Source organism: Catalinimonas alkaloidigena (assembly GCF_029504655.1).
Lineage (GTDB): Bacteria > Bacteroidota > Bacteroidia > Cytophagales > Cyclobacteriaceae > Catalinimonas > Catalinimonas alkaloidigena.
On record NZ_JAQFIL010000001.1, the window covers coordinates 7094940 to 7118521 of the forward strand.

Consider the following 23582-nt stretch of genomic DNA (forward strand, 5'->3'; position numbering starts at 1 on the left):
GTTAGACATTAGGATGAAAGCTGGAGTAGTAGATTTTTTCATTGTACTGAGCATAATCGTTAAACTGCAACTGAAATTTTTTATAAGACTCATAAGCCTTACGACTGGGAGCATCGTTTTCAATCATTTCGTTAACGACCTCTTCGCTATGCTGTCTGAATACATTCAGCACCTCATCGGGGAATTTACGGAAGTCTACATTTTCTTCATCCCTGAGTTTGATAGCATACTGGCTATTCATCACCTCTGACTGAGCAAAAGACCACATATTCAGGCGCTGAACACAAGTGATAAGTATTGCCTGAATGTCGGAAGGAAGCGCTTCAAACTTCTCTTTATTGGCAAAAAGCTCCAGAGCAGTGCCCGGCTCATGCCAGCCCGGATAGTAATAATAGCGTGCCACATCATAGAAGCCCATCTGGTAATCATGAAAAGGACCTATCCATTCAGTAGCATCAATAACACCTCTTTCCAGATTGGTATAAATTTCTCCACCTGCTACCAATACGGAAGTTCCTCCGGCTCTATTAAAAACCTTGCCCCCGATACCCGGAATCCGCATCTTCAGTCCCTGAATATCTTCCGGAGAGTTGATCTCCTGATTGAACCAACCACCCATTTGCATACCGGTATTGCCGGCAGGAAAAGGGAGAAGGTTATAATTGGCGTAAGTTTCCTGCCAGAGTTCAGTGCCGCCTCCCCCTACCAGCCAGGCATTCATCTGTTGGGCATTCATGCCAAAGGGAACGGTGGCAAAAAACTGGGCTGCCGGAATTTTTCCTGCCCAATAGTAGGCGGCACCGTGCCCCAGTTCTATGGCTCCGTTGCTGACCGCATCAAAAACTTCCAGGGCTGGCACCAGCTCTCCTCCACCATATACAGTAATCTCCATGCGTCCGCCCGACATCTCCTTCACCCATTCGGCAAACATATTACAGCCTTCTCCCAGAATCGGAAAATTAGGCGGCCAGGTCGTCACCATTTTCCAGCGAAAAGTGTCATTAAAATTGATATAAGGGGCCTGTGCTTGCTTTTTTTGCTGGCTTGAAGTGCAGGCAGACTGAGCCAATGCCGGAGCCGCTACTGCAGCAGTTAGACTGTGACGTAAGAATTTCCGTCGGGTAGATTTAGGTGTATCGTTCATAAATTTTTCAAAAGAGCAAGATATAAAGGAACGTGTAGAAATAAAAAGTAGTTAAAAGCTAAGCATTTGTGATATTTAATACAAAATCTGTTAACTTTGCAGTCTTTTACGACAAATGGACGGGTTCCATTATGTTTAACAAACATTTATTATGGCAGTAAAAATTAGATTGGCGCGTCGAGGACGCAAAAAACTGGCAATTTACGATGTAGTCGTAGCCGACGCCAGAGCACCACGGGATGGTCGCTTTATTGAAAAATTGGGTATTTACAACCCTAACACCAACCCTGCAATGATTGACATCAGGGAAGACAAAGCATTGGACTGGTTACTGAAAGGAGCCAAGCCTACCGATACGGTAAGGGCGATGTTGTCTTACCGCGGGGTGATGTTGAAAAAACACCTGCAGATTGGTGTCAACAAGGGTGCTATTACGCAGGAAGAAGCAGACAAGCGCTTTAACGAGTGGATAGAGTCTAAAGACGCTCAGGTAATGGGCAAGAAAGAGTCGCTGGCTAAGAAGCAGGAAGAAGAAAGAAAAGCACGTCTGGAAGCCGAGAAAAAGATCAACGAAGCTCGTGCCAAGGAACTAGCCGCGAGTCAGCAGGCAGAGGTTGAAGAAGCCGAAGCTGAATCTGCGGAGGAAGGTACTGCAGAAGCTGCAACTGAAGAGGCACCAGCAGAAGCTCCTGCTAAAGAAGAGCCCAAAGCTGAAGAGAAGCAGGAAGAGGCTGTAGCAGAAGAACCTAAGAAAGAAGAGGCGACTGCTGAGAAAGAAGAAAAAGCAGAGGAGAAGAAAGAAGAAGAAGCTCCCGCTGCTGAGGAAAAAAAGGAAGAGGCTCCGGTAGCTGAGAAGCAAGAAGAGACTCCTGAAGTTAAGGAAGAGTCTCAGGCTGAAGAGTCTCAGGCTGAAAAGAAAGAAGAAGCCAAGGCTGAAGAACCTAAAGCAGAAGAAAAGACTGAGGAGAAAAAAGAGGAAGCTCCTGCTGCTAAAAAAGAAGAGGTGAAAGCTGAGGAAAAGAAGGAAGACGAATCTTCTGAAGAAAAGAAAGAAAGTTAATATGTTATGCGGATTGATGACTGCTATCAGCTAGGATACGTCACCAAAACGCACGGCCTGCAAGGGGAAGTCAATGTATTTTTAGATGTTGATTTTCCTGAAGCATACGAAGAAATGGAATCAGTATTTCTGCAACTCTCAGGTTCAGGAACGCTGATTCCTTTTTTTATTGAGAGCCTACGTCTTCAAAAAGACAGTCTGATTGTCAAGTTTGAAGATATTGATAATATAGAACAGGCAGAAAGCCTGCTGAAAGCAAGTTTGTTCCTACCCCTAGACCAACTGCCCCCGTTGGAAGAAGGGCAGTTTTATTTCCATGAGATTATCGGCTTTCTGGTAGAGGATGAAAATGAAGGTCAGCTCGGAATGGTCAAAGATGTGTATGAGGCTGGTGAGCAGCACCTGATTGCGATGGATTATCAAAGCCAGGAAGTACTCATTCCGCTGAATGATGATATTATTCTGGAAGTAAATAAAGAAAAGAAAATCGTCTTTACCCGGCTGCCGGAAGGATTGCTGGATGTATATTTAGAGTGAGAATAGTTAGTTCTAAGTGTTAATCCGTAGTGATATAGTCAAAGAGCCAAAGTTTGTGACTATCGTACTTACTATTACGCTAAGAACCTAGAACTATTCATGCCAGTTCGCAATTGGCCAAGGCTACATAATCCGGACGGTCAGCTACATGTTGATGGCGGTAGCTCTTGAGCATCTCCCCTTTATAAAGCACAAACACGCCTGACATACGAAAACCATCTCCTGCCAGCCATCCTATGCCATGAGTTTTGATAACTCCAGTTTTAATACCTCTGATCCAGGCATGTATACCAAAAAGCTGGCTAAGTGTACCACGTTTAAGCTGAAAAGTATTGTAAAGGCTGCAATCCGGGTCACTGATATGTTTCACATTTGAAAGGCCCTGTTTCTCCAGAAATAGCTCTCCTTCATAGTGTGAACTCATGTGTACCAATATGATTTCTACTCCCTGCCGCTCTATTTCCTGGCGGTGTTTTCGAAGATCAGCCAAGGCTTCACGACAAAAGACACAACCGAAATGTCTTAAAAAAACCAGAAAAACAGGCTTACGAAAAGATAGGTCATTCAATGTGTCTCCCTCCTGAGTATTAAACCCCTTTAAAGTATCGGAAAGAGAGTTATGGGGATTGTGTTTGTCATCATTGGGTGTTTGCCAGGCTTTAAAAACATGATAAAGGATAATTCCAAATACTATCGACCAGATTACATCTTTAAGCGCGATAAATGATGCAAGACGAGCCGTAATAAGATCACTAAAATAATAGCTCATTAACATTAACGTGCCACATAATTTGATGAAAATACCAGTGGTGATAATGAGTACATGCCTCACAGGATTATCGGCTGCCAAATAGTAGGCCGCTCCAAAAATGATCGCGATTAACCCAAACATTTTCCAGGGGAAGACGGCATAAGGAGCTGGCATACCTGCCCAACGTAGCATTACCTCAGTAAAAAGTGCAAAAGTAAGTCCCCAGACGGCATTGGTGATACCAGCAAAACGGAGAACGATGGCAATCCAGTCAGGTAAATTTTTCATAAGTTGTTTTTGCGCTTTTAACTTGATAAGCTCTGACAAGAATAAATACAAATGGGATTACCCATACAAGGTCATTCATGATGAGATGAAACAAATATTGCTTAGTAGCTTTTTCTTCCAGTACAAAGAAGTAAAACCAGGCTGCTCCTCCAATTTTTGAAAAAATGCCTAATGCTAGCAGATACCAAAACCGAGTAGGATAAATAGCAACAGCTATATAAACCGCGCCAAAAAGCATTACACCTATCCCTTGCCAGCTAATAATGGCAGGAGCATTTAAATCACTCTGACTAAGCCACTGATAAAAAGAATTGGGGAAATTATAAATGAAAAACCCCCAACCTAAATTATAAGCACCTGCGAGTAGCAGAAGTCCTCGCATCCAGGGTTCTACCCTCAACTCTTCCTCTTCTACCATACTTTTACTCCGATTTTAGATATAAACATGAGACTCAGATCAATGGACATAACTTCCTGCGTTAATGTCAATAGTACAGCCGGTAGCATGATCTGCCATGCCGCTGGCTAAAAAGGCTACGGTAGGTGCTATGTCCTCCGGCTTAGTGAGCGCATTTAGCGCCAGGTCGTTTTTCACATAAGACTCTCCATACTTTTTGATAAAATCATCTGCCATATCGGTATGGGTAAAACCCGGTGCTACAATAAAAGCTTTGATGCCCTGTCTGCCATAAGCTCTTGCAATGGAGCGAGTGAGTGCTACTACGCCTCCTTTAGAGGCGGCATAAGCCAGAAAATCAGCGGTATCTCCTCTGAATGCAGCTCGCGAAGATATATTGATGATGCGTCCTCCGCCACATTCGGTAAAGTGTTCAATAGCTTTCTTACATAGCAGTCCGGTAGCGTGCAGGTTAACCTGCATCGTCTTTGACCAGGCATCTGTAAAAGCAATATCATCACCTTCAACCTCCGAACTGATCGCAATACCGGCATTATTCACGATGGCATGTAATCTCCCAAATTCAGCCATAACATTCTCAAAAAGCTGAATTACCTCAACCGGCTTACTTAGGTCAGCCTGAAAAATCTCAGCTCCTCTACCAATATCTTCCGCTACCCGCTGTGCAGTGTTGCGGTTGCGGTTATAATGGACTGCGATCTGAGCACCAGCCTCAGCGAGCTGTTCTGCAATGGCTTTGCCTATTCCACGGCTGGCACCGGTAACCACTATTTTTTGCCCTGACAAATCTATTTTCATAAGCGATATATACAAATAATTTACAAAGGAAAAGTTAAAAAAAATCTGCTACAAGTATAAAATATTTTTGTTCATAGAATTTTATTCTTTAGCAGCAAAACCTCCTGATAAGGATTTTGTATACTTGTTTTTTAAAAAAAATTAGTATCGCAATGAATATCACCCCTGAACAAGCTAATGAGCTGATACGCAAAAGAAGGTCTATTTACCCAGCGCTTTATAGTGGCGAGACAGTAGATCAGCAAATTATAGAGCAAATGCTGGAAAATGCCAACTGGGCGCCTACCCATGCACTTACCGAGCCCTGGCGTTTTACAGTATTCAGTGGAGCAGGTTTACAAAAGCTGGCGGACTTTCAGTCTGAACTTTACAAGGAGTTAAGTTCTGCCGAAGACAATTTTGATCAGATTAAATACCAAAAGCTGAAAGATAAACCTTTGCAATGCTCTCACATCATCGCGATAGCAATGAGCCGCGACCCTAAACAGAAAATCCCTGAAATAGAAGAAGTGGAAGCTACTGCCTGTGCTGTGCAGAATATGTACCTGACGGCTACTGCCTATGGGGTAGGTTGTTATTGGGGTACCGGAGGCATCACCTATAAAAAAGAAGCCAAACCCTTTTTCGGTCTCAATGAAGAGGATAAGCTTTTAGGTTTTTTGTACGTGGGCACGCCAACAGAAGGAAAGTGGCCGGAAGGCAGGAGAGGCCCCATTGATGCAAAAGTAAAATGGATTAATGATTAAGCCGGCTTACCAGCCATAACGATTAAATAAGTTTTCAGCTTCTTCCGTATAACGAGCGATATTACTTTGTGAGCTACTATCTGCATTGACTAAACCTAGATTACGTAGGCTGGGAGGGGGGTCAATATCCGGGCGGGTAGGGTACAAAAAGTGTAAACGGGTGTATTGAGTTACGATATCACGTGAAAAGAGATAATTGAGCAGCGCACGAGCCTGGGCAGGGTGAGGCGCTTCATCAAGGATGCCCACTCCCGTCAAATGGAGATAAATGGCAGGAGGTGAAAAAAGGAGCCCTGCCGATTGGAAGCGCTTTCCTTCGCTCAAATTTTTAATGTAATCCGCTGTATTTGTTAGCGCTAGCCAGGCAGTACTATCAGTAACAGAAAAATGCGCGGGAGAACGGTAATGAGCAGAGTCTAACAGATTGGCAGAGAGACCGGATATCCACTGCTCTGCCTCAGCACCCTGGTCAGCGAGCATGGAGGCAAGCTGCGACAGGTAAATATTTTTATTTTGGGTTCCCCAGCCTGTTTTTCCTCGCCATTCGGGATTGCTTAGGTCAGCGTAGCTACGCACTTGCAGCGTGTCAACGCTATCACGTAGGTAAGCTATGGCATTAGCACTATAGCCCAGCCCTATCCATTGCAAATTACGATCACGCAGGTGCTCAGGAATGGCATTGACAATGCTGCCTTGCGAAAGCGTGTCCAGCAGACCTACTTGTTTGGCCTTCTGAAAATAAGTGATGCCTTCTAATAGGATAAGATCAGCAATTACGCTATCCTGTTGTTGTTGGGCTAATCGTTCAATAATCTGTTCTCCCGTGTCAATGATAATATTTACTTTTACCCCGGAAGAGCGTTCAAAAGCTGTAAATAATTGCCGGTCTGTAGCATTTAGGGCATTACTAAATATGGTCACTACCTCACCCTGTTGCACCCTTGGTGTAGGTGAATCACAGGCAAGTATACCGCTGAGCAGAAAGAATAAAATCCAATACAATTTAGCCATAGACTGTAGGAGGCAGCCCTGCTATTATGCTGCCTGTACTTTGTTTACTGAAGGATAGCTTTTGAGTAATTTTTTGCTAAGGTAATGGAAGCGGGCGAAAAGTAAAATGGCAGCAAGAGTAAGGCTAAGCAAAAGACCGTACCAAATGCCATGAGCCCCTAACTCCATAGGGAAGGCCAGCCAGTAAGCAATAGGGAGACCCACCAGCCAGTAAGCCACCAGAGTGATAATGGTAGGAATCTTAACGTCAGCCATGCCTCTCAGGGTACCCAGGCCTACGGCTTGTACACCATCTGAAAGCTGAAAGAACGCAGCTACTATCAGCAATGAGCCTGCCAGTTCTATTACTTGCGGCTCATCAATATAAAGTGAAGGAAGAAAATATTTGCCTACTACAAAAATGATGGCGGAGGCAGTCATTAGCATCAAGCCCATCAGAAAAGCGCTGAAGCCGGCCCTTCTCATATTGGGGATATCCTGTTTTCCTAATTGGTTACCTACCCTTACGGTAGAAGCCGCAGCAATGCCAGTGACCATCATATAACTAACGGCTGCCATATTAAGCGCAATCTGGTGTGCTGCCAGTGCCTGAGCGCCGAGCCAGCCCATCATGATAGCTGCACAGCTAAAAGCACCTACCTCAAATACGTACTGGAAACCAGTTGGAATACCCAGTTTTAACATGCGTACCACCAGCTTCTTTTGAAATTGCTTTAGCTTAAGCCCCTGCTGAAACCAGCTTGCCCGGCTAACATAAATGACTATGGCGATGGCCATAATGACTCTCGAAATAAAAGTCGCCCATCCTGCACCATTAAGCCCCAGGGCTGGAAATCCCAGCTTGCCATAGATCAGCAGATAGTTAAGCAAGATATTCAGGAGGTTGGCACTCAAGGTAATAAACATGGCTGTGCGGGTAAAAGAAAGCCCTTCTGCATATTGCTTGAAAGTCTGGAACAACATAAAAGGCACCAATGAGAGTGTGATGATCAGGAGATAAGGAATGGTGATTTTAACCACCTGCTCAGGCTGCTCCAGATAATACAGCAATGATGATCCAGCCAGCACCAAAAGTCCGAGTAAAAACGCAGCGCATAAATTGATGATGAAGCCGTGACGGAATACCTGACCACTCTTTTGCTTATCGCCTTTCCCGTCAGCTGCAGCCACCAGTGGAGTGATGGCCATAGAGACACCAATGCCAAACATCAATACCAGCGAAAAAATACTGTTGGCCAGTGACACAGCCGCCAGCGGGTCGGTGCCTAATTCCCCTACCATTACACTATCAGCTACACCAACAGTGATATGCCCAAGTTGGCTTAAAACGATGGGGTAGGCAATGATAAAAGTTGTGCGAAAATGTGTATGTAAAGGTTGTAATGACATGCTTAAAATACACGATCAATAAGTATGATCAAATAATAGCCTGATAGTTAACAATCCGGCAGACAAAAAATTCCTTTCTTACTAAAGATTCAAGAGGCGGGCAGCCTTCAATAATCCTGAAACACTGATTGCGTCAGTGATGCGCCCTTCCATTACCATATCAACAGCTTCTGAAAAAGGAAGCTTCATGATTTCCAGATCTTCAGTTTCGTCAAATTCGGTGCTCCCTTCTTCCAACTCGCGAGCTATGTACGTAAACCCCTCTTCGTCAGTCACCGAGTTAGAAGTATGGAGACGCATCAGCAAAGTCCAGCTTTTGGCGGTAAGTCCGGTTTCTTCTTTGAGCTCCCGCCGGGCAGAGTCCAGCGGATCATTGGCTTTGCTACCACCGCCCATAGGTATTTCCCATGAGTATTCATCAAGGGTATAACGGTACTGCCCTACGAGCCAGGTGTTTCCTTGATCGTCTATCGGAATGATGCCAATGGCCAGGTTTTTAAAAAGCACTTTACCATATATCCCCTCCCCTCCTCGGGGGTTGATCACCTGGTCTTCGTGGACCTCTATCCAAGGGTTCTGGTAAAGCTCCTTACTGCTGATTTGTTTCCAGGGATTGATACGCTCTTTCATGCACAATATATTTTTCCGTTTATAAGCAACTTGCTCGTCTAGTTAATTCGATAAGATTTTTAACGGAGCACAAATATAATGCAACGTAAATGGCAGCCTGTAGTTTTGGCAAATTTGAGGAAATAAGGCTCTCTTGCTAAGCGGTCCAGCGCTTGGATGAAGTTATTTTTTGAAGGTTTTAGAGAAAGAATCTTAGTCGACCAGCTTTTTGAAAAAATCCCACATCACAATACCGATACTGACCGAAATATTGAGAGAGTGCTTCGTACCAAACTGGGGAATTTCCAGACAAGTGTCTGCTTTTTCCACAACCTCATCTGCAATACCAAAAACTTCATTGCCGAATACCAGGCAGTATTTATTATCTCTGTAAGGAAGAAAATCCTGTAGAGGGACTCCTTCATCTACCTGCTCCACACATAAGATTTTGAATCCCTCTTCTTTAAGCTCTTCAATTAGTTCAACAGTTTTTTCGCGGTATTCCCAACTTACCGCGTCCGTAGCACCTAAAGCTGTTTTGTTAATTTCGCGGTGAGGAGGCGTGGCCGTAATACCACATAGAAAAATTTTTTCTATCAGAAAGGCATCTGCTGTACGGAAGGCAGAGCCTACATTATTCATGCTCCGGATATTATCCAGTACAATCACGATCGGATGTTTCTTTTTGGCCTTAAACTCTTCCAGGCTAAGGCGTTCCAGTTCTTCGTTCTTAAGTTTTCTCATGTATGCGCAGATCATTGCTCCACTCCAAAGCCTGAGGTCTTTTCTAGTTCTAGTCAGATGTACCCAACAGGTACTGTGCTTAGTAGTGGTAGCTGGTTTTGGCTAAATAGTGAATATATAAGATATTGAGCTGAAGACAATGAATATAAAAATTTATCTACACTTATGAAGTATGAATTGTTTTTGCTGAGGAAAGGCTTCTTATTATTTTTGTAAAATCTCCAGTTAAAAAAAACACAAATATGCCGGGTGCTAAAGCTAAAGAAGACAGCAAGGACGCAAAAAAAGTGACACCACTTATGAAACAGTACAATGCTGTTAAAGGCAAGTATCCCGGTGCATTACTGTTGTTCAGGGTAGGAGATTTCTACGAAACTTTCGGGGAAGACGCGATTACCACCAGCAGAGTACTGGACATTGTACTGACCAAACGTGCAAATGGCTCTGCCTCGGAGGTTGAGCTGGCAGGCTTTCCTCATCACGCATTGGATAATTATCTGACCAAACTGGTGCGGGCCGGTTATCGCGTTGCGATCTGTGATCAGCTGGAAGATCCAAAATTTGCAAAAGGTGTAGTTAAGAGAGGTGTCACAGAATTGGTTACTCCCGGCCTTTCCTTTAATGATAATGTGTTGGATCGCAAGCGAAACAATTATCTTGCTTCCCTGCACTTCGAAAAAGATAAGATAGGTATAGCCCTCCTGGACTTGTCTACCGGAGAATTTATCACCTCCTGTGGTACAGTTACTTATATAGAAAAGCTGCTGCAGAGCTTTAACCCGGCAGAGGTTATTTATTGCAAGAAAGACAGAAAAGTTTATGAAGAGCTTTTCCGTGATCAGTATAATACTTATCGTCTAGAAGACTGGCTCTTTACGCACGATTACGCTTACGAAAGGCTCACAAAGCACTTTAATACGCAATCGCTGAAAGGTTTTGGTGTAGAAAATCTGACTGAAGGGATTATAGCTGCCGGGGCAGTGCTCTATTACCTGGAAGAGACAGAGCATCGAGAAATCAAGCATATATCCTCCCTTGCCCGTATCGAGGAAGAGAAATACGTTTGGCTGGATAAATTTACCATTCGTAACCTGGAACTGATTTTTCCCCAGCACGAGGGGGGTGTTCCACTGATTGATGTACTGGATAAAACATGTACACCCATGGGTGCCAGATTGCTTAAAAAGTGGATTGTGCTTCCTTTGAAGTCTAAAACAGCAATAGAAGAGCGGCTACATACGGTTGAAGCTTTACTGGAGCAGGAAGAAATGCGCAAGCAGATTATCCAATACCTGAAGACCATCGGTGATCTGGAAAGACTTATCTCCAAAGTTGCGGCGGGAAGAATCAATCCGCGGGAGATGATACAGCTCAAAAGGGCTATCAAACATAGTATACCCGTCAAACAATTATTGGCTTCACTGGAAATCCCACAGCTCAAGAAACTGGCGGATCAACTGCATACCTGCGAATACATACTGGATAAAATTGAGCGTGAACTCCGGGATGATCCTCCACTGGTCACCAATCAGGGAGGCTTAATCAGGGAAGGTATACATGAAGAGCTGGATGAACTCAATAAAATTGCCTACTCTGGCAAAGATTATCTGGAGCAAGTTCGTCAGCGAGAAATACAAAATACGGGCATTAGCTCGCTCAAGCTATCTTACAATAAGGTGTTTGGTTATTACCTGGAGGTTAGCAATGCCCACAAAAACAAGGTGCCTTCCGACTGGATCAGAAAACAAACCTTAGTAAATGCTGAGCGCTATATTACTGAGGAACTCAAAACTTACGAAGAAAAAATCCTGCATGCCGAAGAAAAGCTAACTCACATTGAGCAGAAACTTTATCAGGATTTAGTGCTGGCAACGACTGAGTTTGTAACGCAGATTCAGCAGAACGCCCGTACCCTGGCAGTAGTAGATTGCCTTTCTTCCTTCGCACAGATTGCCTATCAAAGCCACTATACTAAACCAAAATTAGCAGATGATGATGTAATAGATATCAAAGAAGGAAGGCATCCGGTAATAGAAAAGCAGATGACACCCGGGGAGAACTATGTGCCTAATGACATTTATCTGGATAATGAAAAGCAGCAGATCATCATCATCACCGGACCCAATATGGCAGGTAAGTCAGCCCTGCTTCGTCAGACTGCACTGATTGTACTAATGGCGCAGATGGGTTCATTTGTACCGGCTGCCCATGCGCAAATCGGGATTGTAGATAAAGTGTTTACCCGTGTAGGTGCTTCCGACAACCTGGCCAAGGGAGAGTCTACATTTATGGTAGAAATGATAGAGACCGCCAGTATTATTAACAACCTCAGTAGTCGTAGTCTGTTGCTAATGGATGAGATCGGTCGGGGTACCAGTACCTATGATGGGATTTCTATTGCCTGGTCAATAGTAGAGTATCTGCATAACCACCCGCGCTTTCAGGCCAAAACGCTCTTTGCTACACACTATCATGAGTTGAATCAGCTTTCTTCCAATTTCGCAAGGATCAAAAATTACAATGTGGCAGTAAAGGAAGTAGGGAATAAGATTTTGTTTCTGCGCAAGCTAAAAGAAGGAGGTAGCGAACATAGCTTTGGTATCCATGTAGCACAGATGGCAGGCATGCCGCAGCAGGTGGTAATGCGTGCGAATGAAATTATGCATCACCTGGAAAAAGATAAAATCAATGGAAAAGGAACGCAACAGATGAAAGATATTCCTAAGCAGCAAAATTTTCAACTTTCATTATTTGATGCAGACCCAAAGTTTATCAAAATTAAAGAAATGCTGGAGAAGACAGACATCAATACCGTCTCGCCAGTGGAAGCACTACTAAAGCTCAATGAGCTGCAGCTGATTATGAAATCATAGTTTGCTAACGATTTCATATCCAAAATAAAAAGCCAGCCTTACATAAGCAGGGCTGGCATACTCTTTACGGTTACTGTACAATTTTTAAATCTGCGAATAGCTGGTAGGGACCAAAAATGTGCGCTTAACCTGAGAAACAGTATTGGCGTATTTTTCCATACCTGATACTTCTTTCCAATCAGGATGTGCGCTAAACTTCTTCCAGTTGCGGTCACGCTCTTCCAGATTATCGAAAACCAGCATATATATAAGATTAGGCAAATCCTGCCCTACCATCGTTTTTCCGAAAAAGACAGGATCGAGGCCGGTTTTGTAGAAAATGTCCATTTCATCCTCGTTAAACATCTCTATCTTACGTACACCAGCTTCTTCACTAAAGCTTTCGTAATCTCTCAGCTCAAATATGCGCTCTCCCTTTTCGGGGACTTTTAGCTTGGGTATAACGTCAAAAGCTTCTAACAGGTAATTATGCATGCGAATAAAGTTCAGGTTGTCCGGCGTGGCTGCCATATAATTCTGACTATTATCCTGATACACTTTCTGTTTTTTTATTTTTTCTTCTGCACTAGCAAACTCCTCCAGAGACTGATAAGGGATGAGCATGAATAGCTTTGGAGGGTGAGACATACCCATTTCGGTGAATACCCCAACATTCTCAATACCAATATTGTTGAGAGCAGGAATTACAGCTTTGCTAAGATATTCTTCAAAGGTGGATAATTTTCCTCCTGATTTCAGCTCGTATACTCTAAGCTCATAATATTCCTTTGAGGATTGTTGTTGTTCAGCAGCTATGCTGCTTGCGCTGCCTGCCGCTGTAGTTGCAGCCAGTGTAGCTAGTGTGTTTTTGACAAAGGATCGTCTTTTCATGATCTGTGGTTCTCGATTTCTTGTTTTAGGTGTGTTATAAAGTTGTTAAAGTGTTGCCTGAGCACAGGAATAAGGTCTTCAAAAGAAGGGTTTTGCGCTTCAAATTGTATTTTAATGTCATTAATTACCTCTTCCATATGCTCTAAACGCATAAGCTTCATATAAGACATTACTTTATGATTGTGACTTCGGAAAAGCTCTTCGTTATTCCCTTCCAGAGCGTCTATGATGAAGGCCTTGCTATTTTCTGTAAGTTTTAATATTTGCTCTAATATCTTGATGTAATCTACAGGGTCATTTACATAAAGCGCTTTTAGCTGAGAGAAATCAGGTGTATCAAGACTAACATCAGCGGTTAACACTTCGCCTTCTTGTTCGGTCTTACCAGAATCGGTTACCATTTTGGTATTCACGATATTGGAGAAGTAACGGAGCTTGTGGTGTAAATCTTTCGGATTAATAGGCTTGGCAATATAATCGTCCATTCCATTTTCCCTTATGCGTAGCCGTGTACGGTCAGAGACAGAGGCTGACAAAGCGAGGATAGGGATATTACTATAATGAGGATCTTTTAGCTTTCTGATTTCCTGGGCAGCTTCAAAACCATCCATCTCGGGCATTTGTATATCCATCAGAATAAGATCATAGTGATTTTGTTTTACCTTTTCCAGAGCTTCCAGGCCATTGAGGGCAGTGTCTAGTTGAATATGCCAGGTATCACATAAGCCTTCCATTAAGAACTGATTAGGGATAACATCCTCAACATACAGAACTTTTAAGCCCTCCAAAGGCTGAAACTCATGTATGAAGCTTTGGTCACTTTCCCTACTGAAAGGTGCTGAATCAGGTACTTTTTTGAAGGGAAGTCTGACCTGGAAAGTGGTTCCTTTACCTTCTTCGCTGTGGAGTACGATCTCTCCTCCAAACAAATCTACTAACTTCTTCACAATGGATAAGCCCAAACCGGTGCCACCAAAATAACGTGAAGTGCGCTGGCTAGCCTGCTTGTAAGGGTCAAAAATAATGTCTTGCTTCTCTTTGGCAATACCGATGCCGGTATCAGCTACCTCAAAAAGAATAGTATACTCTTGCTCAGTCTCAGCATCTACATAGATACTGAGGATAACTTGTCCCTCTTCAGTAAATTTGATGGCATTATTTAGCAGGTTGTTCAGGATTTGACCCAGGCGATTTACATCACCATTAAGCATGCCGGGAAGTTCTTCTTCCAGTAAAGTACGAAACAGCAAGCCTTTCTCATGGGCAAGTGTTTTGTAAGTCATCTTAATGCCTTGTATAAACTCTTTGAGATTAAAATCATCCTCTGCAAAGCCCAGCTTGCCTGCCTCAATTTTAGAGTAGTCTAATACATCGTTGATAAGTGCGGTGAGACTTTCGCCAGAAAACTTGAGTGTTTGCAGTAATTTGGTTTGGTCTGCACGTGGAGTACCCTGAAGCATCAGATGTGTCATCCCTAGTACGGCATTAAGCGGGGTCCGAATCTCATGACTCATAGTAGACAAAAACTCTTCCCTGTTTTTCAGGGTCTGCTCTGCTTCTTCTCGTGCTTCTTCCAGTCTTTCTTCATTCTCCTTAAGCTCGCTGATGTCAGAAATACGCAGTAATGCGAAGCTTTGGCGAGAAGTTTGGAAAAAGGAAACGGCAACATTGGCCCAGAACGTTTTTTGCTCCCGGCTGACACAGCGTATATTTTGCTGAAAAGCTTTTGTGTGCAGCAATGCGCTTTTCAGAGGTTGTAAATCGGTAGAGTTATCGAATAAGTTTTGGAAATGCTTCTCTTCCAGATCTTTTTCAGAGGTTTCAAAAACCTCCAGAAATTTCTTGTTTACCTGCTTGATGGTTAATGCTGGCAATTCTACCAATGCGATGGCATCTGCCAGATAATCAAATACATTGGCAAATAAAGAAGCAGGGTCAGTTACTGATTCGGCAGGAGGAATACGCTTTAAGAGCACCAGAAATGAAGCGGCCTCATCTTGAGCCGATTCATCTAAAGCTCTAAAGTCAAGCTCAAGTTCCAGTGTCTCTCCCGATTTGGTCATGAAACGGCTTCTGAAATTTTTTAAGGGGACTTTAAAAGCGTTTTGAAAGCGAGCTTCTGCATCGGCACGGTCATCAGCATGTATAATACTTTCAAGTCTATGCCCTTCTAGTTCATCCTGGGTATAGCCGAGCATCTGCCGTATTGAGGGGCTGATATATTTGATGCTAAGGTCTTTTTGGAAAAAGCATACAATCTCATCCACATATTCTGCAATGAGTTTGAGATATTGAGGTGCTGACTGAAAATCGGTCAACGCCTGTTCATCCCAAGCGGTAGAGTCTGACAGTAGTGTGGGTTTGTTGCCCTTGCGCATTGTAAAACTTATCCAGCATGACCCGCATAGGCACAAAGCTGTTATCCTGCTTAACTCTGCACTGATATTGCAAACTAACGATTCCGTTTAGTATTGTCTCTTCTCGGGCATAACGCAAACGCTGCTGGTCTGACGGATGTAGCATGTCAATAAAATTCTTGCCCTGATACATATCAATATCAAGTAAGGAAGTAGTAGCAGGGCTGATATAATTGATCTTGCCTTGAGCATCTAACAACAGAAGTGCTGCCTGGCTTGAAAGCTCTGGAGCAGGAGAGGAAATAGGAGGCTCATATTCAGCCCCTTTTTCATAAGCAATCAGGCGGTTTAGGTTTCCCTGTGTGTCAAAAGTTCTTTTTACAATATTCTGGACCTGCACGAGTTCGCCATTACTCTGGTAGGCGCAATATGTGTAAGTTTTTAAAGCAACGCGTTCCTTGGTATCCTGCTCTATTTCCTGTAGGATACGCGCTTTATCTTCATCAGCTACAAGTGCCACAAATCCGCCCACGCCGATATACTCAGCCTGACGATAGCCATAGAGTTGGCGTACTGCGGGGTTAACGTATAAACATTGTAGTTGGGCATTGTAGAGCGAAACTATATGAGGAACATTGTCCGCCAATAGTTTATAGTTGAGGCTTAATGCATCTTCGCTAGCGGCCAGGGCTTCAATCACCATCATGTAGATATCACCTTTTTCGTGTGTTATTGAACTAAGCAGAAAGCTGGCCGGCAACAGTTGTTCATCCTGCCTGATGATGAAAGCTTTTTGTTCTAAAGTCTGGGATGAAAAACCAGGTTTATGCGAGAGGAAGTTTCGCAAATTTTGATGAATGTCTTGCTCTATCAGATCAAATATACTTTTGCCTTCGGCTTCTGCTGAAGTGTACTGAAACAAACGACTGGCAGTAGAATTAAAATAAATGATACTCCCTTGCTTGTCAAAGATGACAACTGCTTCTGAGGTATCATTGAATATTTCATTAAGTCTGCCTTTATCCATTTTCAAGGTACAGAGGATTTTTCCTCACAAATGTATGGTTTATTTGATTAATTGTATAAATTTTATAATATTTTTTATTAAAAAAATTAAAAAAACACTCTATTTCAGCAATTTCCCCAGAATGTCAATACATGAAACCGGATTAAAGAAACAACCTTTAAGGTGATAAATAGCCAAAATAAATACAAAATTAACGTGTAAGTTAAGAAATTAATCAAGGATTTGAAAAGTGAAAATCTATGTTGAAGCATAACTGATGAGTTTTTGATAGAGCAGATCGGGGTCAATGGGTTTAAGGATGTAATCATTCATTCCATATGCCTTAATTTGATCCAAAGTCTCATCAGAGACAGAACCCGAAAGTGCAATGATGGGTACTGAGGCATCAAATAACGAGCCTGCCTGGCGGATAATCTGGGAAGCTAAATATCCATTCATAACCGGCATTTTGAGGTCCATCAGTACTACGTCGTAGTTGTGATGATGCAGTTTGTCCAGTGCTTCGCGCCCATTGAGTGCAGTATCAAGATGTATCTGCCAAAGAGAGCATAAGCCTTCCATTAGAAAATGATTAGTAACCACATCTTCTACAAACAGCATTCTAAGCCCATGAAGGGAAGAATACTCCTGAAGCTGGTCTGAAGGCGGCGGTACTTCTTTGCTTTCGTTAGTCTGCATACCTTCAGGAATTGCAAGAGGAATAGTAAAGTACAGCCTTTTTTGTTTTGAAGCATGTTTATCAATGTACCAATTCGTCCCGATAAGAGAGGCGATGTGATTTACAATGCCAAGGCCCAAAGCAGTTTTATCCAATGGATTTTTATCAAGCACCGTCTCAAACACAAAGCTAAGTTTTTCAGTATGCTCATCTATTTCATCATGTGTGATGGATAGACTGATGGTACTATTGCTTTCAGTACAGGCTTCTGCCAGAGCCTCAAATAATATTGTCAGCGACTTTCTAATCAGGCGTACGTCTCCTTTTAAAAATTGTGGAAGCGCTCTGTCTATCTCAGATCTCAAAGCTAAGCCCTGGGTTTTTGCATAAGTATTAAATGTATTTTCCATGGCCTCTATTATCTCCTTAACACTAAATGGCTGAGGATCTGGTTGCATACGTCCATGTATAAGGTCGTCATAGAGTAGTATATGTTCAATTGCTTTTTGTAACCGCTGGCCAGAATGCCGCATACTTTGTAAGATAGGCAATTGGTCAGTCCTTGGGTGCATACTCAAGAGCCGGTCTACTAAGGTGGAAAGTGTACCGAGGGGTACATTAGTCTCATCCTTTAGTAAGTGTAGCAACTGCCGTGTTTCGGCTTGTATATTTTGTTCAGTATACTTTAGAGGATGAGTTGGAGATGTATTATGCTTAGGGTAAAGCGTAGCCAAATACACAGCCGGGGCTTTTTGTAGGCGAGAAATCCGTTGAATGTCCACATCCGCAGTTATAGATATAGAAGCTTCATGGTTTTCGTGGATTTGTTTTTGTAATCCATGTAAGCATTTTTGAGAAGAAGTGACAAAGGCATCAAGTTCAGCCTGAAATGCTGTTGAAAATAGCCTGGAGAAAGGCTGATGTCTGATGTCGTTCTTTTCGTATGAGAGTAATTGTAGGGCAGAAGGGTTAGCATACTGTATGTCATAGGAAGTATCAAAAATGACGATAGCATCTGAAGATTTTTCAAAAAGATGATAAAGTTTTTCTTGATTCATGGGCGATCTTTACAGTGATAAAGCAACAAAAAATAAGAAAGCTTGAAAGGTAAACCGTATTTAAGGCGCCTATTATCTCAATGCAATTTATTAAAACCTATGACTCATTACATTTTTAAAGACTCTTTTCTGTAAAGGGATAGGGGAAATGTTTTTTAAGTGCATAAATTTGTAACTCAACCTATAACATGTTAAAGTAGTAAAGTCCTCTCGGTGGGACAATAAGTATATTTTTTATTTTCTCTCTTTAAAGAAAACAGACATGAATCATATATCAGATGGAAGAGATGCATCGGTGGCGGAAGTGATCGCGAAAATGTTTCTTGATATTGGTGTCGTCAAGCTAAATGCGGATGAACCTTTTCAGTGGAGCTCGGGCTGGAAATCACCTATTTATTGCGATGGGCGTATATCGTTATCTTATCCGCAGGTAAGAAGTTATATCAAAGAAGAATTGGCAGAACTGGTTCGTAAGCGTTTTTCTGAAGCTGAAGCCATAGCAGGAGTTGCTACTGCTGGTATTCCACAAGGAGTATTGCTCGCAGATGTATTAGACCTGCCCTTCTTATATGTTCGCACTAAGCCCAAGGGGCATGGCATGGAAAATATAGTAGAAGGAGAAGTTATTAAAGGTCAGAAGGTAGTGGTGGTTGAAGATCTGGTTTCTACAGGAGGGAGTTCTTTAAAGGCTACTGCGGCGCTAGACCTTTCGGGTTTGGAAGTGTTGGGACTTATTTCAGTCTTCACCTATGGTTTTGATACGGCACGAGAACATTTTGCCGATGCAGGGATTCCCTTTGTCTCTATGAGTAATTATGATGTGCTGATCAAAGAAGCAGTAGAACAAAACCTGATTTCAGCTACAGATCTTTCTTCATTACAGGAATGGAGAAAGGCACCTCATCTTTGGAAACAAGATGCCTGATACTGAATATTATTTTTTTGCCAGGCTAAACGTCCACACCGGGCGTTTAGCATGGTTGACTACATCTTCAGCAATACTGCCACTGAGGAGGTGACTGATGCCCCGGCGGCCATGAGTGGCTAACGCAATCATATCGGCATCTATATCTTCAGCGAAGAATACGATACCATCCTCTTCCACATCATCATTATATACATTTAAGGTATAATTTCCCAACTTATGCTTTTCTACAAAAGCCTTCATCTCCTTTTTATAATAACGGTCTGTCTCAAATGAGCTGGGCGTATTGATACAAACAATGTGCAGGGTGGCATCAAATAGTTTCTGAAGTTTCGTAAGCTCCGAAACAAGTTTGTCGTCGTCATCTCTCAAGTTGGTAGCAAACACTATGTTCTTGATGGAATCAGGCTCAACGCCCTCCTTGACAGTAAGCACGGGGCAATATGAGCGTCGAACCACTTTTTCAGTGTTAGAGCCTATCAACACCTCTTCAATGCCGCTGCTACCCTGAGTCCCCATTACTACAAGGTCAACTTCCTGATCAGAGATAGTTCTGGCGATGCTTTCATAAGGGTTGCCGATTTCTACCTCTCCATCAAGCTTGATGTCTCCATATTTGGGGTTCTTTACCAGCTCGGTAAGCTGCTCCTTCATTCGCTTAAGCAATTGGGCAAAGAACATAGAGTCCATCCCATCAGGAGCAGTTACTTCTCCCATCGCATTAAAAGATGTGCCATGAGGAGCTTCCACCACGTTCAGTAATTTTACAGTAGCGGAAGTTTTTTTTGCTATACCATGAGCAAGATCCAGTGCAAACTGGGCTTGTTGAGAAAAATCAGTAGGGACAAGAATGCTTTTCATAACTAAAAATAATTTTACGTTGATTGGCTAATGCAGCAGTAAATTATAAGATTTATTGGATTAGTCGAGCCTCTTGTAATAATATAGAAAAATTAATAGCTCTTTTTGAGAAAAGATCAGATAAGCAAATGTCCGATACCAAAGCTAAGCACGTAAATCAGGGTAGTGATCGCCATCTGCTTAAGGTATGGATCCAATTCGGGTGCCGTTTTCTTATACTGCACTGCTAGGCCGTTTTTAGTAAGCAGAGGCAAAGTGATAAGAAAAAGCAGTTGTGTCCAGGACTCAAAGTTAAGCCATACATACAAGAGAGAGCAGAGAAAGCCCGACGACAGTAGAGCCCAATGATATGCAACCGCCCGGCTACGCCCCAGGCGCACCGGAATAGAGCGTTTTCCGGCCAGTTTGTCTGTACGGATATCACGAATATTATTTACATTAAGCACTGCAGTAGAAAACAGTCCGCAACTCAGCGCGGGCAGTAGATAATCCCATGGAAGCTGTTGAGCATACAAATAATAAGATCCCAACACACCTACCAGGCCAAAAAAGGTCAGGACAGATATATCTCCCAGGCCGGCATAGCCATAAGGTTTGCTCCCCGAGGTATAGGTGATAGCGGCAAAAATAGCGGCTACTCCCAGCAAGAGAAAAAATAATAACAGTAACTTATTGCCAGGAAGGGCAATGAGTAAAAGTAATATGCCGCTGATAAAAGAAAGTACCCCAAAGAGGATGATAGCTTTCTTCATAGCCTGCGGCCTGATATAGCCTGATTGAACTGCACGCGAAGGCCCCTCACGCTCAATACTGTCTGCACCGTGAATAGAGTCGCCATAATCATTGGCAAAGTTGGAGAGGATTTGTAGGAATATAGTAGTCAGTACACTGAGGGCAAATATCTGCCAGTCAAAATGATCAGCATAGGCAGCCAGAAAAGCGCCCATCCCTATGCTGGCCAGTGCCAAAGGTAAAGTACGGGGGCGTGCTGCCAGTATCCAGACCTGAAGTTTTTTCATGGCATACTAAGCGTCTATGGCTTTGGTCAATTCTTCTGACATAGGCTCAACTGAAGAGGGGAAAAACTTTATCAACCTGCCTTCTTCGTCTACCAGATACTTGCAGAAATTCCAGCTGGGCTCCTGATCGTTCCAGCCGTTCAGGCTGCTATCACTTAGCCAACGGTAGAGTGGATGTTTGTCTATGCCTTTGACAGATATTTTCTCAAACATAGGGAAAGTCACTCCGTAATTTGCTTCACAAAAAGTAGCGATCTCTTCATTGCTGCCGGGCTCCTGTCCTCCAAAATTATTGGCGGGGAAACCCAAAATAACTACTTTATCGCCGTACTTTTCATTCAGCTCCTGCAAACCTTTATACTGTGGGGTGTAACCACACTTGGAGGCTACATTAACTAATAAGACCTTCTTCCCTTTGAACTGAGAAAAGTTGACAGCTTTTCCTTCAATGCTGTTCAAGCTGAAATCGTAGAAAGACGCCGGGGCATCAGTAAGTTGCCTCATAGGATTAGCAAAGGCTAGAAATAAAAAACTCGAAAAAAAGAATAATAGCTTTTTCATGGGTTTACATACGTTCAGGGACCTGAATGCCTAATAAACTCATGGCACTTTTGATTGTTTCTGCGACTGCCTTAGAGAAAATCACCCGGGCAAGCAGCAGCTCAGGATCTTCCTCACCAAAGATAGATACCTCGGTATAGAAGCGATTATATTCTTTGGCCAAATCATAAGCATACTGCGCAATGACCGAGGGAGCGTACTCATCAGCCGCCAGTGAAATTTTATGAGGAAAATCTGTGAGTATACGAATCACTTCCAGCTCTGCCGGATGGGGGGCTTTATTGGCCTTAAGCGCTTCGGTATTCTCCAGGTCTAATTGCATATCCTGCGCCTTTCTGACAATAGCTGAAATACGGGCATGGGTATATTGAATAAAAGGAGCCGTGTTACCTTGAAACTGTACAGATTCCTCCGGATTGAACAGCATCCGCTTTTTAGGGTCTACTTTGAGCAGGAAGTATTTCAGTGCACCAATACCCAATATTCTGTACAGCGCTTCAGCCTGCTCATCCGTAAACCCTTCTATTTTACCCAGCTCTTCAGTATGGGTTTTGGCAGTCTCAATCATCTCAGCTACCAGATCATCAGCGTCTACCACTGTGCCCTCGCGGGATTTCATCTTACCTGAAGGAAGATCTACCATACCGTAAGAAAGGTGATATAGGCCCTCTGCATAACCTCTCCCCAGTTTTTTCAGAATAAGGAAAAGTACTTTGAAGTGGTAGTCCTGTTCATTCCCTACCACATATGCCAGGTTATCAAAAGGATAATCCTCATAACGCAGATCGGCAGTACCCAAATCCTGGGTGATGTACACTGAGGTACCGTCGGCACGGAGTACCAGCTTTTCGTCCAGGCCATCTTCACTAAGATCTATCCATACTGAGCCATCCTCTTTGCGGTAAAAAATGCCTTTTTCCAGCCCCTCTTCTACTATGTTTTTTCCGAGAAGGTAAGTTTCTGATTCATGATAAATCTGGTCAAAGTGCACACCGATGGATTGATAAGTAGCGTCAAAACCTTCGTATACCCAGCCATTCATTTTTTCCCAGAGGGCGGTCACCTCAGCATCACCCTGCTCCCACTTCTGCAGCATGTCTTGCGCGGCTTTCATGAGCGACGCTTCTTTCTTGGCTTGCTCCTCTTTCATGCCTTCTGACTTTAGCTGCTCAATTTCTGCCTTATACGCCTTATCAAACTCTACATAATACTTTCCTACCAGGTGGTCGCCTTTGATACCGGAAGATTCGGGCGTTTCGCCATTACCAAAGCGCTGATAGGCCAACATAGATTTACAAATATGAATACCTCTGTCATTGACGAGATTTACCCGCTTCACCTGATAACCATTGGCTTCCAGTATGCGAGACACACTATCTCCCAGAAAATTGTTACGGAGGTGGCCAAGATGGAGCGGTTTGTTGGTATTGGGAGAAGAAAATTCTACTACCACTTTACGATCCTGCAAAGCGCCGAATCCATATTTTTTATCTTCCTGTAGTCCTGTTTTGGCAATCTCTTCCAGCAGATTCAACCAGATTTGCTCTTCGATTTCCAGATTCAGAAAACCTTTTACTACATTAAAGTCTTTAACAACAGAGCTCTGTCCCTTCAGGTATTGCCCGATATCTTCGGCAGTAGCCTGTGGATTTTTTTTGGAAAAACGAGCATAGGGAAAAACCACAAAGGTATGAGAACCGGCAAATTCCTTACGGGTAGGTTGCAGCTTAATTTCATCCGCATTCAAAGTATGCTGATAGAGACTATGAAATGCATCAACAATATTTTTAACAATTAACTTTTCTATATCCATCGGCCTGATATTGACAATTCGTTTGCGATTTTTGCAGCGCAATTTTAAGTTTTGCAAAGATGTCA

Annotated in this window: 21 protein-coding genes; 5 read left to right on the forward strand and 16 right to left on the reverse strand. The window is 43.0% G+C overall.

Features of this window, described 5'->3' with window-relative positions; translation table 11 throughout:
* Position 1: 1 nt before the first annotated feature.
* Entirely contained in the window at positions 2-1144 is a 1143-nt protein-coding gene (locus OKW21_RS28840) for a TRAP transporter substrate-binding protein (protein WP_277486549.1), read from the reverse strand.
* 151 nt (positions 1145-1295) lie between these two features.
* Between OKW21_RS28840 and OKW21_RS28845 the strand changes: the two genes are divergently transcribed.
* Both OKW21_RS28845 and rimM read left to right on the forward strand, forming a co-directional pair.
* Complete coding sequence (locus OKW21_RS28845; protein ID WP_277486552.1) at positions 1296-2204, forward strand: 30S ribosomal protein S16; 909 nt, start codon at positions 1296-1298, stop codon at positions 2202-2204.
* 6 nt (positions 2205-2210) lie between these two features.
* Positions 2211-2741, forward strand: coding sequence for a ribosome maturation factor RimM (rimM, locus tag OKW21_RS28850; protein WP_277486554.1), 531 nt, complete (start codon positions 2211-2213; stop codon positions 2739-2741).
* A gap of 97 nt (positions 2742-2838) precedes the next feature.
* Here the strand turns inward: rimM and OKW21_RS28855 are convergent, their stop codons facing one another.
* From OKW21_RS28855 to OKW21_RS28865, 3 genes are read right to left on the reverse strand one after another with little or no spacing between them, the layout of a single operon-like run.
* Positions 2839-3780, reverse strand: coding sequence for a SelL-related redox protein (locus OKW21_RS28855; RefSeq protein ID WP_277486556.1), 942 nt, complete (start codon positions 3778-3780; stop codon positions 2839-2841).
* Positions 3764-4198, reverse strand: a complete 435-nt coding sequence (locus tag OKW21_RS28860; protein WP_277486558.1) for a hypothetical protein — start codon at positions 4196-4198, stop codon at positions 3764-3766. Before OKW21_RS28860 ends, OKW21_RS28855 begins: the two co-directional genes overlap by 17 nt.
* A 39-nt stretch (positions 4199-4237) precedes the next feature.
* Positions 4238-4996, reverse strand: a complete 759-nt coding sequence (locus tag OKW21_RS28865) for an SDR family NAD(P)-dependent oxidoreductase (protein ID WP_277486560.1) — start codon at positions 4994-4996, stop codon at positions 4238-4240.
* A 152-nt stretch (positions 4997-5148) separates the two neighbouring features.
* Here OKW21_RS28865 and OKW21_RS28870 point away from each other — a divergent pair, with 152 nt between their 5' ends.
* The gene (locus tag OKW21_RS28870; RefSeq protein WP_277486562.1) at positions 5149-5742 is read left to right on the forward strand and encodes a nitroreductase family protein; all 594 of its coding nucleotides are present in this window, start codon (positions 5149-5151) and stop codon (positions 5740-5742) included.
* Between the two features lie 6 nt (positions 5743-5748).
* Here OKW21_RS28870 and OKW21_RS28875 read toward each other — a convergent pair whose 3' ends face one another.
* From OKW21_RS28875 to OKW21_RS28890, 4 genes are all read right to left on the reverse strand, one after another.
* On the reverse strand, positions 5749-6753 hold the full coding sequence (locus tag OKW21_RS28875; protein ID WP_277486564.1) for an ABC transporter substrate-binding protein: 1005 nt from the start codon (positions 6751-6753) through the stop codon (positions 5749-5751).
* A 24-nt stretch (positions 6754-6777) separates the two neighbouring features.
* A complete protein-coding gene (locus tag OKW21_RS28880) occupies positions 6778-8142 on the reverse strand; it encodes an MATE family efflux transporter (protein WP_277486566.1) in 1365 nt (454 codons plus the stop codon).
* Positions 8143-8223: 81 nt separating this feature from the next.
* The gene (locus tag OKW21_RS28885; protein WP_277486568.1) at positions 8224-8772 is read right to left on the reverse strand and encodes an NUDIX domain-containing protein; all 549 of its coding nucleotides are present in this window, start codon (positions 8770-8772) and stop codon (positions 8224-8226) included.
* Between the two features lie 192 nt (positions 8773-8964).
* The gene (locus OKW21_RS28890; protein WP_277486570.1) at positions 8965-9495 is read right to left on the reverse strand and encodes an RNA methyltransferase; all 531 of its coding nucleotides are present in this window, start codon (positions 9493-9495) and stop codon (positions 8965-8967) included.
* A gap of 299 nt (positions 9496-9794) precedes the next feature.
* On the opposite strand from OKW21_RS28890, the gene mutS reads away from it, so the two are divergent.
* On the forward strand, positions 9795-12368 hold the full coding sequence (gene mutS / locus OKW21_RS28895) for a DNA mismatch repair protein MutS (protein WP_277486572.1): 2574 nt from the start codon (positions 9795-9797) through the stop codon (positions 12366-12368).
* An 84-nt stretch (positions 12369-12452) separates the two neighbouring features.
* On the opposite strand, the gene OKW21_RS28900 is transcribed toward mutS, so the two are convergent.
* The 4 genes from OKW21_RS28900 to OKW21_RS28915 all read right to left on the reverse strand — a co-directional run bounded on the left by OKW21_RS28900 (position 12453) and on the right by OKW21_RS28915 (position 18338).
* Positions 12453-13238 carry an NIPSNAP family protein gene (locus OKW21_RS28900; RefSeq protein WP_277486574.1) on the reverse strand — a complete coding sequence of 262 codons (786 nt, stop codon included), beginning with the start codon at positions 13236-13238 and terminating at the stop codon, positions 12453-12455.
* Positions 13235-15616: an ATP-binding protein gene (locus OKW21_RS28905; protein WP_277486576.1), complete on the reverse strand. Its 2382-nt coding sequence runs from the start codon at positions 15614-15616 to the stop codon at positions 13235-13237. Before OKW21_RS28905 ends, OKW21_RS28900 begins: the two co-directional genes overlap by 4 nt.
* On the reverse strand, positions 15564-16622 hold the full coding sequence (locus OKW21_RS28910; protein ID WP_277487821.1) for a PAS domain-containing protein: 1059 nt from the start codon (positions 16620-16622) through the stop codon (positions 15564-15566). The genes OKW21_RS28905 and OKW21_RS28910 overlap by 53 nt, the downstream gene beginning before the upstream one ends.
* Positions 16623-16859: 237 nt before the next feature.
* Entirely contained in the window at positions 16860-18338 is a 1479-nt protein-coding gene (locus OKW21_RS28915) for a response regulator (RefSeq protein ID WP_277486579.1), read from the reverse strand.
* Between the two features lie 262 nt (positions 18339-18600).
* On the opposite strand from OKW21_RS28915, the gene pyrE reads away from it, so the two are divergent.
* Positions 18601-19263 (forward strand): orotate phosphoribosyltransferase, encoded by a 663-nt coding sequence (gene pyrE / locus OKW21_RS28920; protein WP_277486580.1) that lies wholly within the window; start codon positions 18601-18603, stop codon positions 19261-19263.
* Positions 19264-19272: 9 nt separating this feature from the next.
* On the opposite strand, the gene OKW21_RS28925 is transcribed toward pyrE, so the two are convergent.
* The 4 genes from OKW21_RS28925 to argS form a co-directional block, all read right to left on the reverse strand.
* Positions 19273-20124 carry a universal stress protein gene (locus OKW21_RS28925; RefSeq protein ID WP_277486581.1) on the reverse strand — a complete coding sequence of 284 codons (852 nt, stop codon included), beginning with the start codon at positions 20122-20124 and terminating at the stop codon, positions 19273-19275.
* A gap of 116 nt (positions 20125-20240) precedes the next feature.
* On the reverse strand, positions 20241-21143 hold the full coding sequence (locus OKW21_RS28930; protein ID WP_277486583.1) for a 1,4-dihydroxy-2-naphthoate polyprenyltransferase: 903 nt from the start codon (positions 21141-21143) through the stop codon (positions 20241-20243).
* 6 nt (positions 21144-21149) lie between these two features.
* Positions 21150-21647: a glutathione peroxidase gene (locus OKW21_RS28935; protein ID WP_277486585.1), complete on the reverse strand. Its 498-nt coding sequence runs from the start codon at positions 21645-21647 to the stop codon at positions 21150-21152.
* A gap of 61 nt (positions 21648-21708) precedes the next feature.
* Entirely contained in the window at positions 21709-23517 is a 1809-nt protein-coding gene (gene argS / locus OKW21_RS28940) for an arginine--tRNA ligase (RefSeq protein ID WP_277487823.1), read from the reverse strand.
* Between the last annotated feature and the right edge of the window lie 65 nt (positions 23518-23582).